The following is a 15208-nucleotide window of genomic DNA, read 5'->3' on the forward strand; positions in this document are numbered from 1 at the left end:
CAATGAGCGCCGTTTTTGTATTCTAATTTAAGCTCTAAAAATTATAGAGACTCAGTGAACGTACGTGCGATAACGTCACGTTGCTGTTCAGTTGTTAGAGAGTTGAAACGTACAGCGTAACCCGATACACGGATAGTTAGCTGTGGGTAGTTCTCTGGGTGAGCAACTGCGTCTTCTAGCGTTTCACGCTTAAGAACGTTAACGTTTAGGTGTTGACCACCTTCGATGCGTGGTGCTGCTTCGATTGCAACTTCACGGCTTTCGTACTCGCCTAGGTCTGCAGCTGAGATAACTTGGTCAGCTTCGAAACCTGCAGTAGCAACAACACAACGAGCTTCATTCTTCTCGCTATCTAGTAGCCAGATTGAGTTTAGTAGGTCATCGTTTGCTGCTTTAGTAATTTGAATACCTTGGATCATAACTATCTCCTAGTCCACTGAATGTGGTTTGATTATGGTGTTAACTTTCGATTTTTATTGAGCTGGGTAATATATACCTAATATTAGTAAGGTTAACATTGATTCAAGTCAAAAAACAACCAAAAACCATATTTTTACAAAGGTGATTATATTGAGGTAAATCAATAAAACCTTTAAAAACAAAGTAATTACAAAATATTTTAAAGTATAAAAAATATTTAACAGTCATATTTGTTGTAAGTTTACTACATTTGTTGTGTTTTTATTGAACTACAACCGATACGACCCTTTATTTATTAAGCATTCTGAAAGTGTAAAGTGATTTAATGACAAACAATAATTCATCCTCAAAACCGGAAACAAATATTAAGTTTATTGGCGCTCATGTGTCGGCTGCTGGTGGTGTTGATCAGGCGCCTATGCGTGCACGTGAAATAGGTGCCAATGCGTTTGCACTGTTTACCAAGAACCAGAGACAGTGGGCGGCAAAACCACTAGAAGCGAAAACCATTAGTGCCTTTAAAGCCAATTGCAAAATGTTGGGCTACGGTGCTGAGCACATTCTTCCTCATGACTCCTACCTGATTAACCTAGGAGCGCCAGAAGAAGAGAAGCTAGAGAAATCACGCGCGGCTTTTATTGATGAAATGGAGCGTTGTAATCAACTTGGACTAACGCTTTTGAATTTTCATCCTGGGAGTCATTTAAAGAAAATCTCAGAAAGCGAATGTTTGGCGAAGATCGCTGAATCGATCAACCTAGCTCATCAAGCGGTACCTGACGTAATCGCAGTGATCGAGAATACGTCTGGGCAGGGCACTAATCTGGGTTGGAAGTTTGAACATCTAGCCGAGATTATCGAGCAGGTAGAAGATAAGTCACGTGTGGGTGTGTGCTTAGACACCTGCCATACGTTTACTGCTGGCTATGACTTACGTACAAAAGAGGCGTGTGAGCATACTTTTGCTGAGTTCGACCGCATCGTGGGTATGCACTATCTAAGAGCAATGCACATCAATGATTCAAAAGCTGAGTTCGCGAGCCGAGTCGATCGACACCATTCTTTAGGAAAAGGCGAAATTGGCTGGGATTGTTTTGAGTATATTGCCTCTGATTCTCGCTTTAATGGTATCCCTCTTATCTTGGAAACCATTGATTCGACGATCTGGAAAGAGGAAATTCAACAACTTAGAATGTTTCATCGCTCAGCAACGCTAGCGAGCGAACAAGCGTAATAATAGAGGGGGAAATTTATTTCCGTCTATTTCTAAAAATTGGCACCTTTCTTTCATAGTATTAAAGTGAATATGTAGTTCACGATGTCTTAGAGGAGGTGCCTTTATGTATTCAATCACCCAAACTTCAACTATTGCTGTCGCACGCCGTTTACCTACACCAAACCGTCACGTGCATAACCACGGCCACCATCGTACACAGCAGAAAAGTGGTTAATCGAGATAAGCACAACTTGAACTGATTATTATGATTCATCAACAAGTGAACCCTACACATCATGTTTATTGATAGCTGTATGAGGTATAACTAGAGCCTTATTTAGGACAGTTAGCCGATACAGCTATTTTTTTGTCTGGCGAAAGCCGCTAGAAACCTTGATGATTGGGAAGTAAAACGATGAGCGCACCAAAGACTTGGGAATCCATTATTAATGATGAACGTGATAAAGAGTACTTTCAGAGTGTCCTCGCGTTTGTTGAACAGCAACGTAATAGTGGTAAAACCGTCTACCCGCCACAAGAACAGGTGTTCAGTGCCTTTGATATGACGCCTTTCGAATCCGTGCGAGTGGTTATCTTAGGGCAAGATCCTTATCACGGTGCTAACCAAGCTCACGGCTTAGCATTCTCAGTGCTTCCTGGTGTGAAAATCCCACCTTCTCTACGCAATATGTACAAAGAGCTTGCACAAGATATAGAGGGCTTTGAGATTCCTAGTCATGGTTATCTCGATTCTTGGGCATCGCAAGGGGTGTTGATGTTGAACACAGTCCTTACAGTCGAAGAGGCAAAAGCACACTCACATGCTAAGTGTGGCTGGGAAACCTTTACCGATGCCATTATTGCTGAGCTCAATCAGCGCTCTGAACCGATCATCTTTTTGTTGTGGGGCGCACACGCCCAGAAGAAAGGTCAAGCGATTGATGACGACAAGCATCATGTGTTGGTTGCACCTCACCCATCGCCATTATCGGCACGCCGTGGATTCTTCGGTTGTCAGCATTTCTCTACAACCAACAAGCTGCTTTCTTCTATGGATCAACAACCTATTGACTGGCGTTTACCAACAGAAGTGTAGATTGGTGGTTTTCTGAGCAGGGTCAAATCATAAATCAGCATATTCGTATACACTTATAAATAGTAGGTGTAATGGAGTGCAATACTATGATGATTGAAAGGATAAGACGAGAGCATGGCTATATGGCTCGTTTACTCGCGATACTCAACAGTAAGTTAGAGTTTCTGAAACAGGAGCGAGAAATAAACTATAGCCTGATCGCAGAGGTGGTTCATTACCTTATGAACCATTCAGACAAAGTGCATCACCCTAAAGAAGACGTCATTTATCGCTACTATCTTAAGCAATATGGCAGCGAGCAAGCGATTGAAGACTTGGAGTTAGAGCATCAATTGCTTTCTGAGAAAACGGCGGACTTTTTAGGTTTGGTCGATATGATCCTTCAAGATGCGGTGGTTCCTCAGCAAGTCTTTATTGAGCAGCTTGAAGCGTTTGTTAAGGCTCAGCGAAAGCACATGGAATATGAAGAGAAGCATGTGCTACCCATGATTGTTGAGGCGTTCACGGTGAAAGATTGGCAAGAAGTGGAGTCTCAATGGCTTCAACCGGAAGATGACCCTGTTTTTGGAGAGACCATCGCCGATCAATATCGCCAACTCGCGGCTCGGGTTCGACAAAATGAACAAGAGTGTGTTTAGCCCGTTGTAATGTTGAGGTGCACCTATTTTAGGTGTCCTCTATATTAGAGGGTTGGTTTCCAAATGGCGCTTTGAGCGGATTAACTACCTCAAAAAATAAAAAAGGCACCTATATAGGTGCCTTTTGCTATCTGATTTCTTATCGTGCTGATTAAAGTTTTATATCGTCAAGGCTAAAATCAAGACCTAGGTTCATCTCTCTCAGCTCTTTCTCAAGCTGCCTACGATCGTTGATGGCTTCGATTTCACGCCACTTACGCTTGAGTGGTTTCGAGCGTGATTTTTGAGTTACACGAGGCATTTCTAGTTCTGATACTTCATCGAATTGAAAGCTATCCATAAGCCATATCTCCTTCCGTGGGATTAGTTCTTACGAACCAATAAATATCATATTTAGGTTCACAATAACTTTGATTTGTTTCTCATTTGTTTCAAATCCATGAAGCTTTTGTTCTATTTTCTCATGCATGCTCACACATTGTGAGAATTATTATGTATAAAAAACAGGCAAACAAACCTAAGTAAACGATTAAATTGGGGGTTATTGAATGTTAATTCATTGTGCGAATGGAATAGCGTTTTGACTACAATGCATTGAAGTGCACATAGTACCGTGCGGTATAGGGATCTCATTGGCCTAGAAAAAAACGAAGATCTTCACTATACCTTGTAAAACCTAGGCTGACGTCATTTTTATAGGATGGTGTTCTTGTTGGGGTAGTGCCGTGGCTGTTGTTGATATTATGTCCCGATAATGTGACTTTTATTGGGCTGCATTGTTGAAAGTTGTGTTAACAAAAGGTGTGTTATTAGTGAAATGTCATTTTAATATAAGTGTATTTGCATATTGATTTTTAGGCCGTCTCGCTGCATTATCCGCCCGTCAAAAAATACACTGATACGTAAAATGGATGCATGAAGCGACATTTACAGTCTCAATCGCCGCAAGAATATAACAAGAGTGCCGACACAACATTGACAGAGGCATAGGCGATTAAGAGGAAGGCTAGGAAGCATGATCGGTGCTTAAACTCAATTACGAGGTTCACGTGACAGACTTAATCAATTTGATGAACGATCTCCTTTGGGGATCTATCTTAGTTTACTTACTGGTTGGTGTGGGTATCTACTTCACTGTACGACTAGGCTTCATTCAATTCCGCCATTTCGGCCACATGTTCTCTGTTCTTAGAAACAGCCGTAAAGCAGACAGTGCTGGTATCTCTTCTTTCCAAGCTCTTTGTACTAGTCTCGCTGCTCGTGTAGGTACGGGTAACATGGCAGGTGTTGCTGTAGCACTAACCGCTGGTGGCCCTGGTGCTATCTTCTGGATGTGGCTAATCGCAATGCTAGGTATGGCAACATCGTTTGCAGAAAGCACACTGGCACAGCTATACAAAACGCGTGATAACGACGGTAACTACCGCGGCGGCCCTGCATACTACATGGAGAAAGGCCTAGGCATGCGTTGGATGGGGGTTCTATTCTCTATCTTCCTCATCATTGCATTTGGTCTTGTATTCAACGCGGTTCAAGCGAACGCGATTGCAAGCGCAATGAATACGGCATTCGACCTTGAGCGTAGCTACGTTGGTGTTGGTATCGTAATCATCTCTGCGTTCGTTATCTTCGGTGGTATCCGTAAGATTGCACGCACAGCAGAAATCATCGTTCCAATCATGGCATTGGCTTACCTAGCGATCGCTATGTATGTGATGTTCGCGAACATCGAGAAAGTGCCTGAAGTACTGGCTCTTATCTTCAAGAGTGCATTCGGTCTGCAAGAAGCAGCAGCGGGTGGCCTAGGTTACGCAATCGCACAAGCGATGATTAACGGCATCAAACGTGGTTTGTTCTCGAACGAAGCGGGTATGGGTTCTGCGCCAAACGCAGCAGCTTCTGCTACGCCTTACCCACCGCACCCAGCATCACAAGGTTACGTGCAAATGCTAGGCGTGTTCATGGATACCATTGTTATCTGTTCAGCAACAGTCGCAATCATCCTGATGTCTGGTGAGTATGTACCACACGGTGAAGTAACGGGTATCGAACTAACGCAACGTGCACTAACAGCACAAGTGGGCGAATGGGGCGGCATTTTTGTAGCGGTAGCGATTTTCTTCTTCGCTTTCACTTCAATCATTGCAAACTACTCGTACGCTGAAACGAACCTTATCTTCCTTGAGCACAACAACAAGAAGGGCCTAGTGCTGTTCCGTATCGTTGTTCTGGGTATGGTTATGTTCGGTTCTCTAGCGACGTTACCAACGGTATGGGCACTGGCTGACGTATCGATGGGCCTAATGGCGATTGTTAACTTGGTGGCGATTATCCTGCTATCAGGTATCGTGATTAAGCTAGCGAAAGACTACAACCGCCAACTAGACGCGGGTAAAGTACCAACATTCGATTCGAATGACTTCCCAGAGCTTAAGTCTCAGCTGGAAGACGGTATTTGGGACAACAACAAGAAGTAATCTTGTTGGAGCGATAAACGGTTCATCCTAAAGTGATTAGAAAGGCTAAGGTTTCGACCTTAGCCTTTTTGTTTGCCTGTCATTTGTCTCATTCTGTCTATCGAAGCTCATTCTCCCTATCGAAGTAATAGGAACAGTCATAAAGACAAGTTGATGTTTTTTCTATACTCTAGCAGCATCCAGTTAGATAACCGATTAGGGTAAAGTTATGTTAGTTGTCGTTTCTCCAGCCAAAACACTTGATTACGAATCACCATTAGCGACGGAACGCTTTAGTCAGCCTGAGTTTGTTGAACACTCTGCTGAGCTGATTGAAGAGTGCCGCAAACTGACGCCAGTAGATATTTCTGCACTGATGAAAGTCAGCGATAAAATCGCAGGGTTGAACGTAGCGCGCTTTGAGCAGTGGAGCGAGACCTTTACCCAAGACAACGCACGCCAAGCAATCCTAGCCTTTAAAGGCGATGTATACACTGGCCTAGACGCTGAAACGCTATCGGATGAAGATTTTGACTACGCACAAGACCACCTGCGCATGCTTTCTGGGTTATATGGCTTGCTTAAGCCGTTGGATTTGATGCAGCCATACCGCCTAGAGATGGGTACACGCTTAGCCAATGCTCGTGGTACTAACTTGTACCAGTTCTGGGGCAACATCATCACAGACAAGCTGAATGAAGCGTTGAATGCTCAAGGCGACAATGTGTTGATCAATCTAGCGTCGAACGAATACTTTAAAGCCGTGAAGCCGAAGAACTTGGATGGCCAAGTGATTACCCCTGTATTCAAAGACTGCAAGAACGGTCAGTACAAGGTGATCAGTTTCTACGCGAAGAAAGCGCGTGGCATGATGGCTCGCTACATCATCGAGAACAAGATCGACTCGGTTGAGGCGCTGACCCAGTTTGATACGGCGGGCTACTACTTCGTTGAAGAAGAGTCGAACGCGAAAGAGCTTGTCTTTAAGCGCGAAGAGCAAAACTAGTAGTCCTTGGCTAACGAGTAGCTCTCGGTTTTAGCCTGTAGTTAATATTAGAGACCGAGACAGACCAGATAGAGAAAAGCCCCATGCAGCGAACTGCATGGGGCTTTTTTATTGAATCGTTGAAGCTGGTAGATTACTTCTTCTTTGCTGCTTTCTTTTTCTTCGCGATTTTTTTCTTCTTCGCGATTTTTTGTTTCTCTACCGCTTTCTTATCTTCTTTCTTCGGCTTCTTCTTCTTAGTCACGGCCGCTTTCTTATGCGTAGGGCGCATGCCTTCGATGAAGCGTTCTTTGATTGGTTCGTCTGTGTAACGAGCCACACGCTCAATCATTAGTTGATCGTGCGCTTCAATGATAGAAACCGCGTTACCTTTTTTACCAGCACGAGCCGTACGGCCAATACGGTGTAGGTATACGTCAGCAGTACGTGGCATGTCGTAGTTGATTACGTGGCTTACGTCTGGAAGGTCGATACCACGAGCAGCAACGTCAGTCGCTAGTAGTACGTTTACAGAGCCGTCACGGAAACGAGCAATCGCGTTGTTACGACGATCTTGAGGCATTTCACCTTGGATCCACGCACATGGGATTTGCGCGCTTTCAAGTTGAGCTCGTAGATCACCTAGACGATCACGCGTCTTCAAGAATACGATGCTGCGCTCAGCTTGCTCTGTGATGACGTGCTTTAGGATGTTTAGCTTGTGCTCTGCCGTGTCTGCACGGTGGTACCACTGAGTGATCTTCTTACGCTCACGAAGTGATGATTTCGCATCGATCTCCGCTGGGTTTTTAAGTAGATCTTCAGTGAAGCCTTCAATGCCTTTACCTTCTAGTGTTGCTGAGAACAGTAAAGTTTGTTTACGCCAGCGACACTCTGCAGACAGACGGTCAACAACAGGACCAAAGCCCATGTCTAGCATGCGGTCGGCTTCATCTAGAACCAGCCATTCAATCGCACGACAGTCAAAACGCTCGCCTTCAATGTATTCCATCAAACGGCCAGGTGTTGCTACTACGATATCTTGAGTTGTACTTAAGATATCTGCGTGCTCTTGGTACATAACACCGCCCGTGATCGTGAAGATATTTAGGCTGGTGTATTTAGCAAGCTCACGTGCTTGTTCGGTGATCTGCATTGCTAGCTCACGCGTTGGCGTCAGGATAAGCATACGTGCAGGGCCAGATTTCTTACGTGGGAAATCCAGTAGGTATTGCAGTGCTGGCAATACAAATGATGCTGTTTTACCAGTACCTGTTGGCGCAGAAGCCAAAACGTCTCTTCCATCTAACGCTTGTGGGATTGCTTCAGCTTGTATCTGTGTTGGACGTTCGTAGCCCATTTCGTCAATTGCTTTAAGCAGCTCTTGGTTTAGATCGAGTTCTGCAAAGGTTCTGATCACTGTTGTTTCTCCACAAGCAATAAATGTTTCTGCCTCAAAAAGCAGACGATAAAAAAGAGTAGTCGGACATTATAGAAGCATTAGTGATTAGGATCACATGGTATTTGCTACATCTTGAGATAAAAATCTTTAGTGAGCGCAATAAATGCTTCGCTATAACCACCTTGATGGTGAATTGTAAGCGATTCGCGCTGCAAATCTTGCTCGCAAGCAGGATCTTTAGATAACTCGAATAAAATTCGGCTAGCTGGCTTTTTATCTGTTGTTTTTACATCAAGGCGTTTTGCTAGATACCAACCACATTGCTCGGCAAGCTTGATAAAACCTTCCCCCTCAGGCGTCGGTAGGATGAAACTGGCAGTCGCGGCGTCGGTTGTTATCTCGAAACAACGCTGGGCAAGCGCTAAATGATCCAAGCTGTCGGTGTGCCTGGCGGTGGCTCTTTGGCTTTGCTGCGCCTGTTCTCCAGAGTTGAAGTAGGGCGGGTTACAGATGATCGCATCAAACCTTTGTGGAAAGTCGGCTGTTAACACGCTGCCGTGATCAAGGGAGATACGATTTTGCCAAGGCGACTGCTCAATATTGACAGTGGCAGCATCAATAGCGTGTTGATCAATATCTATCGCAGAGATTGAAGCATCTTCAAAACGCTGCGCAGCCATCAAAGCCAGCAGACCTGTCCCGGTTCCAATATCGAGTACACATGATCTTTGTGGCAGGCTTACCCACGCGCCAAGTAATACGCCATCGGTACTGACTGGCATACCGCTTTTCCCGCCGTAAATTGAGAATTGCTTAAAATTGAAGCTTTTAGTTTGCACTGTTTTGTCTTTCATTAATGTTCTGAGTATCGAGATATTTTAAGTGATTAGCTCTAATGTTAACCGCTTGTATGAGTTAATGTTCTGCTTGAAAAAATATTGTTGTGCATTATGGTTAGTTTATAATTGTGGCTATTTTTCTATAGCTAGTGGAATCCACTGCTTTTTGTTCTCATATGCAAATTTATATGGTGTTTTTGTGTGGTGACTTGCAGCTAGCCAGTTGTTTCGTCATTATGCGCGACTATTTTATAGATTGATTGGCAGCTTTGAGCTGTAACATTCATGTAAGCACAACATAAATTCATAAATATAATTAAGGATTATCTGTGAAACAGAGTCTAAAACTAACAGATATAATGGCATTGGGCTTTATGCTTTTTGCGTTTTTCTTGGGTGCGGGTAACATCATCTTCCCACCTCTAGCTGGCCAATTAGCCGGTGATCACTTCCTTCCAGCGATGTCTGGTTTTCTGCTGACTGCCGTTGGTCTGCCGTTAATCACTATCGTCGCGGTCGCAGTGGCTGGTGGCTCTTGGGGTCACTTAACTAAAGATCTTCCTAAGAAAGCAGCAACCATCATGGCTGTACTGATCTTTATCATTATCGGTCCTGCATTTGCTGCACCGCGTACTGGCCTTGTTGCCTATGAGATGGCGGTGAAACCGTTCTTCATCGATGCCTCTCAAGCTCACCTAACTCTCTTTTCGATTGCATTTTTTGCAGTAGCGATGTTCTTCTCATGGTCGCAAGGTAAGCTTATTGACGTCATTGGTAAGGTACTAACACCTGCACTGTTCGTTGGTTTGGTTGTGCTGGCGATTGCTGTATTCGTTAACCCTCAAGGCGATATTCTTGCGGCTCACGGTGAGTACATCACTCAACCACTGACCAAAGGTTTCCTTGAAGGCTACAACACCATGGATACTTTTGCTTCTTTGATGTTTGGTATGCTGATTGTTGATGCGATTCGTAGCAAGGGCATTACTGACCGTGCAGCGACGACTAAGTACCTAATTAGCGCGGGTTGTATTGCCGCAGCGGGTCTGGCGTTTGTTTACATCTCTCTATTTTTCCTAGGCGCAACAAGTGCAACAGTCGCAGCTGGTGCAGACAATGGCGGTGCTATTTTAAGCTTATACGTTCAATCGTTGTTTGGTCCTTCTGGTCAGCTAGTGCTTTCTGTGATCGTACTATTAGCATGTCTAACTACGGCGATTGGCCTTGTGTCAGCATGTTCTGATTACTTCAGCTCGCTAACGCCTCTGTCTTACAAGACTTGGGTAATCATCAATGGTGTAGCTTGTGCAACCGTTGCGAACGTTGGTCTTTCTCAACTGATTTCTCTGTCTGTTCCAGTACTGTTTGCACTGTACCCAGTCGCTATCGCGTTGGTTGCTCTGACATTCTTACGTAGCCGTTTCCCTAATCCAAAAGCGGCTTACCGCGTAGTGGTATTAGTGTCACTGCTGTTTGCTCTTATTGATGGCGCTAAAGTAGCGGGTGTAGACGTGTCTGCACTTAAGATGCTGCCACTGTTTGAGATCGGTATGGGTTGGTTGCTTCCAACAACGGCTGCAATCATCTGTATGTTCTTTGTTGGCAAGTCAACAGAACAAGAGATGGCTGAAGAGACTGTTTAATCTTCCGTTGAGATTAGATTGTCCTTCGAGATGAAATAGAAAAGGCCTCATTACTTCGCAGTAATGAGGCCTTTTTGTATTCTGTGGTCTTTTTATATCCAGCTAGTTACTTGGTTAGCTACTTAGCCGGGAGTACTTCTGTTTGGTTATAGCTTTTCGCTGTACTCAACCAGTACTTGCTCAACCCAGCTTGCGATACGGTCGTCGCTTAGCTCGTATTGTGAATCTTCATCAAGCGCCAAACCAACGAATTGAGATTTGTCTTCGGTTAACGCTTTAGACGCTTCGAACTCGTAGCTGTCATCGTTTGGCCAGAAGCCAACAAACTCTGCACCCGCGGTTTTCAGTTCATCATGCAATAGACCCATCGCATCTAGGAACCATTCGCCGTAGCCTTCTTGGTCACCCAAACCAAACAGAGCCACAACCTTGCCTTTCATAGGCGTGGTTGCGATGTCTTCCCACAGTTCATTCCAATCTTCTTGGATTTCACCGAAGTCCCAAGTCGAGATGCCCAGCAATAAAAGGTCGTAGTCCGCCATCAATGAAAGAGGGCTTTCTTTCACGTTATGGATATCAACTAGGTCTTCACCAATAATGCCGCGAATTTTCTCTGCTGCCATTTCTGTGTAGCAGGTGGTTGAGCCGTAAAATAATCCAATTTTCATAGCAAACGTTCGATTTTAATTTCAGATGGCGAATTCTAACCATAAATCGACTTCGATTGCAGCGATTATCCGCTCAAGTCGTAATTTTTATGGCATTCATATTTGCTCTGGCATACTCTCAAAACAGTTTCCAATATTGTGAGTAACACTATGCAGTCGCCTCAAGGGCAGAGCGCAGACCACGGTCTCGTTGAGCAGTTTTTAGATGCTATGTGGATGGAGCGAGGATTATCGGAGAATACGCTTGTCTCGTACCGTACCGATTTGTCCAAGTTATTAGCGTGGATGGAAAAGAACAATTACCGCCTCGACTTCATTAGCCTTTCAGGTTTACAGGATTATCAAGGCTGGTTAGCCGACGCCGATTTTAAGCAGACCTCTCGTGCCCGTATGTTGTCGGCGATTCGTCGCTTGTTCCAATATTTGCACCGCGAGAAAATCAGAGGCGATGATCCAAGTGCCTTGTTGATCAGCCCGAAGCTGCCGCAACGCTTGCCGAAAGATTTGAGCGAAGAACAGGTTGATGCTTTGCTCGATGCGCCAGATCCGAACGATCCGATTGAGCTTCGCGATAAGGCGATGCTTGAGTTACTCTATGCAACCGGTTTGCGTGTGACAGAACTGGTTAGCTTGACGATGGAAAACATCAGCCTAAGACAGGGCGTGGTGCGTGTTATTGGTAAGGGTGGCAAAGAGCGCTTAGTACCAATGGGCGAAAATGCGGTGGATTGGATAGAGACTTTTATTGAACAAGGTCGTCCACATCTACTTGGCGAAAACAGTTCTGATGTGGTTTTTCCGAGTAAACGCGCCAAGCAAATGACCCGTCAGACGTTCTGGTATCGTATTAAGCACTACTCGGTCGTCGCTGGGATCGATACAGAGCTGTTGTCACCACACGTATTGAGACACGCTTTTGCGACGCATTTACTGAACTATGGCGCAGATCTCAGGGTCGTACAGATGTTACTTGGGCATAGTGACTTATCGACAACCCAAATTTATACTCACGTGGCGACTGAAAGGCTGAAGCAAATTCACGCGCAGCATCACCCACGTGCTTAAATCCATTTATTTTTAAGGTGAACTTAATGAGCGTATTACGCCGTCTTCCTCTACTAGCGCTTCCTCTTATGATTACTGCATGTAATGCATCAGAAGCGAAAGTAGAAACAACATCAACAGCCGTAGAAGCTGCTCCAGTTCAAGCTATTGATACAGCTGCGTTAACTAAGCGTTTTGAAAAAATCGGTATTAAGGTCGATAAGATTGTGCCTTCGGATATCGATGGTCTTTTAGAAGTTCAAACCAACAGCGGCATTATCTTTTCTTCTCCAGAGGGCGATCACTTTCTAGCCGGCACTCTTTACTCTTTGGATGAAAACGGAAAGTTCAGTGATGTTTTGGCTGAGCGTCAAGCTCCGCTGAATGCTGAAAAAGTGGCAGCGATGTCGGATACGGTTATTGAATACAAAGCCGATAACGAAAAGTATGTTGTGACGGTATTTACTGACATTACGTGCGGCTACTGTGTTCGTCTGCACAGCCAAATGCAAGGCTACAACGATTTGGGTATCACCGTTCGTTACATGGCTTACCCACGCCAAGGTGCGACAGGGCAAGTTGCCGATCAAATGGCAGCAATCTGGGCGTCAGATGATCCAAAAACAGCTATGCATGACGCTAAAGTAAATCGTCAAATGCCAGCGTCTGGTAAAGACCTAGCAGAGCAGAAGCAGATCATTGCTAAACAATACCAATTGGGTCGTGAGCTTGGCATCAATGGTACACCGGCTATCGTACTAGCAAGTGGTGAGTTGGTGAGTGGTTACTTGCCGCCAGCACAACTTCTTCAACGTTTAGAGCAATAATCTCGTTTTCTGTATTGCCAATTTATCCCCCATGTTTTTGATTTAAGGAGTGGCCTGATTGATATCGGGCCCATTTTTATATGATAGAGATCCAACGCCGTCCTGAGGTCGACATTTCAGTCTTACCTGCTCACTTACCTGACTTGTTAAAGCGCATTTATGTGAGTCGTGGAATCGACAGTGCCGACCAACTAGAGACAGCAGCGAAAGGCTTGCACTCTTATCAAAAACTGGGCGGCATTGATGCTGCGGTTGAGCTGTTGTTCAAAGCTATTCAGCAGCAAAAACGCATCATCATTGTTGGTGACTTTGATGCCGATGGCGCGACCAGCTCGGCGCTGTCTGTTTTAGCGTTACGTATGCTCGGCAGCTCTAACGTCGACTATCTGGTACCAAACCGTTTTGAAGATGGTTATGGCTTGAGCCCTGAGGTTGTCGAACAGGCAATCGAGCTTGGTGCTGAAGTGATCATGACGGTCGACAACGGTGTCTCTTCAATTGAAGGTGTTCGCTTCGCTAAAGAGAAAGGACTAGAGGTTCTGGTGACCGATCATCACTTGCCGGGCAATGAACTGCCAATGGTCGATGCTATGGTTAACCCAAACCTTGAGAGTTGTGCTTTTCCTTCTAAAGCCTTAGCGGGTGTTGGGGTCGCTTTCTATCTGATGATGGCACTGTGTGTTCACATGCGTAAACTGAATTGGTTTGCAGAACGCGGCATGACAGAACCTAAGTTGATGGAACTGATTGACCTTGTGGCGCTGGGTACGGTTGCCGACGTGGTTCCACTCGATGAAAACAACCGAATTTTAGTTCATCAAGGTTTGCAACGTATTCGTGCGGGTAAAGCTCGTCCGGGCATTCAAGCCTTGATCGAAATTGCTAAGCGAGACGCTAAGCGTTTGGTGGCGTCTGACTTTGGCTTTGCTCTTGGTCCTCGTATCAATGCAGCTGGTCGATTAGACGACATGTCTTTTGGTGTTGAGCTGCTAATGAGTAACAACATCCATGCGGCTCGTCGAATGGCGAGTGAGTTAGATGGCTTGAACCAAACACGTAAAGAGATCGAAGAGGGTATGAAGCAAGAAGCGATGGCTTTTTGTGAGCGCCTTGAATTTGGTAAAGACGACCTACCTTCTGGCTTGGCACTATTCCAACGTGATTGGCACCAAGGTGTGATTGGTATTTTGGCTTCGCGTATCAAAGACAAATACCACCGCCCAGTGATTGCGTTTGCAGATGGCGGCGAAGGCAGTATCAAAGGTTCATGTCGTTCAATTCCGGGTCTGCACATGCGTGATGCATTGGACCGAATTGATACTCAAAACCCTGGCTTGATTCTTAAATTTGGTGGCCACGCAATGGCGGCTGGTTTAACCATCATGGAAAAGGACTTTGAACGCTTCAGCAAGCTGTTCAATGATGTGGTGAAGAATGAACTTGGAGAAACAGCACTGAAGGGCATTATCTTGTCTGATGGTGAGCTGTTACCAGAAGAGTTCTCGATGCACACCGCTGAAACGCTGCGTTCAGGTGGCCCGTGGGGACAAGCTTTCCCTGAGCCAATCTTCGATGGTGAGTTTAAAGTGCTGCACCAAAAGCTGGTGGGTGAAAAGCACCTTAAGCTGATGCTTGAGCCGCTCTACAAAGGCCACCCAACCAATGTGATGATTGACGGTATTGCCTTTAACGTCGACCTACGTCGCTGGCCTGATGCATCAGTAAAAACCGTTCATCTTGCATTTAAGCTCGATATCAACGAATTTCGCGGCAACCAATCGTTGCAGCTGATGATTGATCATATCGAAGCCAAATAGTGATTTTGGGCTCAATAATGCTCATCATATAGTGCCAAATTCAACAAGCTCTGTTCAAAAACAGGGCTTGTTTTCCTTCCTGCCCTTACAAAATTTACGTGTTTTTTATGCCTGTCAATTTTATATCCCATTAAGTTGTTGAATCTTGGTTCACCAC

Annotated in this window: 14 protein-coding genes; 9 read left to right on the plus strand and 5 right to left on the minus strand. The window is 45.0% G+C overall.

Translation table 11 applies throughout. The features are described 5' to 3' along the window. Positions 1 to 41: 41 nt before the first annotated feature. Entirely contained in the window at positions 42 to 419 is a 378-nt protein-coding gene (gene grcA / locus AB6E30_RS00865; RefSeq protein ID WP_017059315.1) for an autonomous glycyl radical cofactor GrcA, read from the minus strand. Positions 420 to 745: 326 nt separating this feature from the next. On the opposite strand from grcA, the gene nfo reads away from it, so the two are divergent. From nfo to AB6E30_RS00880, 3 genes are all read left to right on the plus strand, one after another. After that, positions 746 to 1654, plus strand: coding sequence for a deoxyribonuclease IV (gene nfo / locus AB6E30_RS00870; protein WP_102319761.1), 909 nt, complete (start codon positions 746 to 748; stop codon positions 1652 to 1654). A 397-nt stretch (positions 1655 to 2051) separates the two neighbouring features. After that, positions 2052 to 2732, plus strand: coding sequence for a uracil-DNA glycosylase (ung, locus tag AB6E30_RS00875; protein ID WP_102428207.1), 681 nt, complete (start codon positions 2052 to 2054; stop codon positions 2730 to 2732). Between the two features lie 86 nt (positions 2733 to 2818). Then, on the plus strand, positions 2819 to 3370 hold the full coding sequence (locus AB6E30_RS00880; RefSeq protein WP_017070073.1) for a hemerythrin domain-containing protein: 552 nt from the start codon (positions 2819 to 2821) through the stop codon (positions 3368 to 3370). Positions 3371 to 3521: 151 nt separating this feature from the next. Here the strand turns inward: AB6E30_RS00880 and AB6E30_RS00885 are convergent, their stop codons facing one another. Continuing rightward, positions 3522 to 3710, minus strand: coding sequence for a DUF3545 family protein (locus tag AB6E30_RS00885; RefSeq protein ID WP_017059319.1), 189 nt, complete (start codon positions 3708 to 3710; stop codon positions 3522 to 3524). 709 nt (positions 3711 to 4419) lie between these two features. On the opposite strand from AB6E30_RS00885, the gene AB6E30_RS00890 reads away from it, so the two are divergent. Together AB6E30_RS00890 and yaaA are read left to right on the plus strand one after the other, a co-directional pair. Beyond that, entirely contained in the window at positions 4420 to 5847 is a 1428-nt protein-coding gene (locus tag AB6E30_RS00890) for a sodium:alanine symporter family protein (protein WP_032545312.1), read from the plus strand. A gap of 208 nt (positions 5848 to 6055) precedes the next feature. After that, positions 6056 to 6832 carry a peroxide stress protein YaaA gene (gene yaaA, locus AB6E30_RS00895; protein ID WP_017059322.1) on the plus strand — a complete coding sequence of 259 codons (777 nt, stop codon included), beginning with the start codon at positions 6056 to 6058 and terminating at the stop codon, positions 6830 to 6832. A 133-nt stretch (positions 6833 to 6965) separates the two neighbouring features. Here the strand turns inward: yaaA and srmB are convergent, their stop codons facing one another. Then, positions 6966 to 8231, minus strand: a complete 1266-nt coding sequence (gene srmB / locus AB6E30_RS00900) for an ATP-dependent RNA helicase SrmB (RefSeq protein WP_017059323.1) — start codon at positions 8229 to 8231, stop codon at positions 6966 to 6968. Between the two features lie 107 nt (positions 8232 to 8338). Next, a complete protein-coding gene (locus AB6E30_RS00905; RefSeq protein WP_017059324.1) occupies positions 8339 to 9067 on the minus strand; it encodes a tRNA1(Val) (adenine(37)-N6)-methyltransferase in 729 nt (242 codons plus the stop codon). Positions 9068 to 9381: 314 nt separating this feature from the next. On the opposite strand from AB6E30_RS00905, the gene brnQ reads away from it, so the two are divergent. After that, positions 9382 to 10695, plus strand: a complete 1314-nt coding sequence (brnQ, locus tag AB6E30_RS00910; protein WP_017059325.1) for a branched-chain amino acid transport system II carrier protein — start codon at positions 9382 to 9384, stop codon at positions 10693 to 10695. A 146-nt stretch (positions 10696 to 10841) separates the two neighbouring features. On the opposite strand, the gene fldB is transcribed toward brnQ, so the two are convergent. Beyond that, positions 10842 to 11363: a flavodoxin FldB gene (fldB, locus tag AB6E30_RS00915; RefSeq protein ID WP_017062875.1), complete on the minus strand. Its 522-nt coding sequence runs from the start codon at positions 11361 to 11363 to the stop codon at positions 10842 to 10844. Between the two features lie 150 nt (positions 11364 to 11513). Here fldB and xerD point away from each other — a divergent pair, with 150 nt between their 5' ends. The 3 genes from xerD (at position 11514) to recJ (ending at position 15051) form a co-directional block, all read left to right on the plus strand. Continuing rightward, positions 11514 to 12428, plus strand: a complete 915-nt coding sequence (gene xerD, locus AB6E30_RS00920; protein WP_017059327.1) for a site-specific tyrosine recombinase XerD — start codon at positions 11514 to 11516, stop codon at positions 12426 to 12428. Between the two features lie 26 nt (positions 12429 to 12454). Beyond that, a complete protein-coding gene (locus tag AB6E30_RS00925; RefSeq protein WP_372102414.1) occupies positions 12455 to 13234 on the plus strand; it encodes a thioredoxin fold domain-containing protein in 780 nt (259 codons plus the stop codon). A gap of 80 nt (positions 13235 to 13314) precedes the next feature. Then, entirely contained in the window at positions 13315 to 15051 is a 1737-nt protein-coding gene (recJ, locus tag AB6E30_RS00930) for a single-stranded-DNA-specific exonuclease RecJ (protein WP_050635059.1), read from the plus strand. The last annotated feature ends 157 nt before the right edge of the window (positions 15052 to 15208 follow it).

It is taken from the genome of Vibrio sp. 10N.247.311.12, from assembly GCF_041467515.1.
In the GTDB taxonomy this organism is placed as follows: domain Bacteria; phylum Pseudomonadota; class Gammaproteobacteria; order Enterobacterales; family Vibrionaceae; genus Vibrio; species Vibrio crassostreae_C.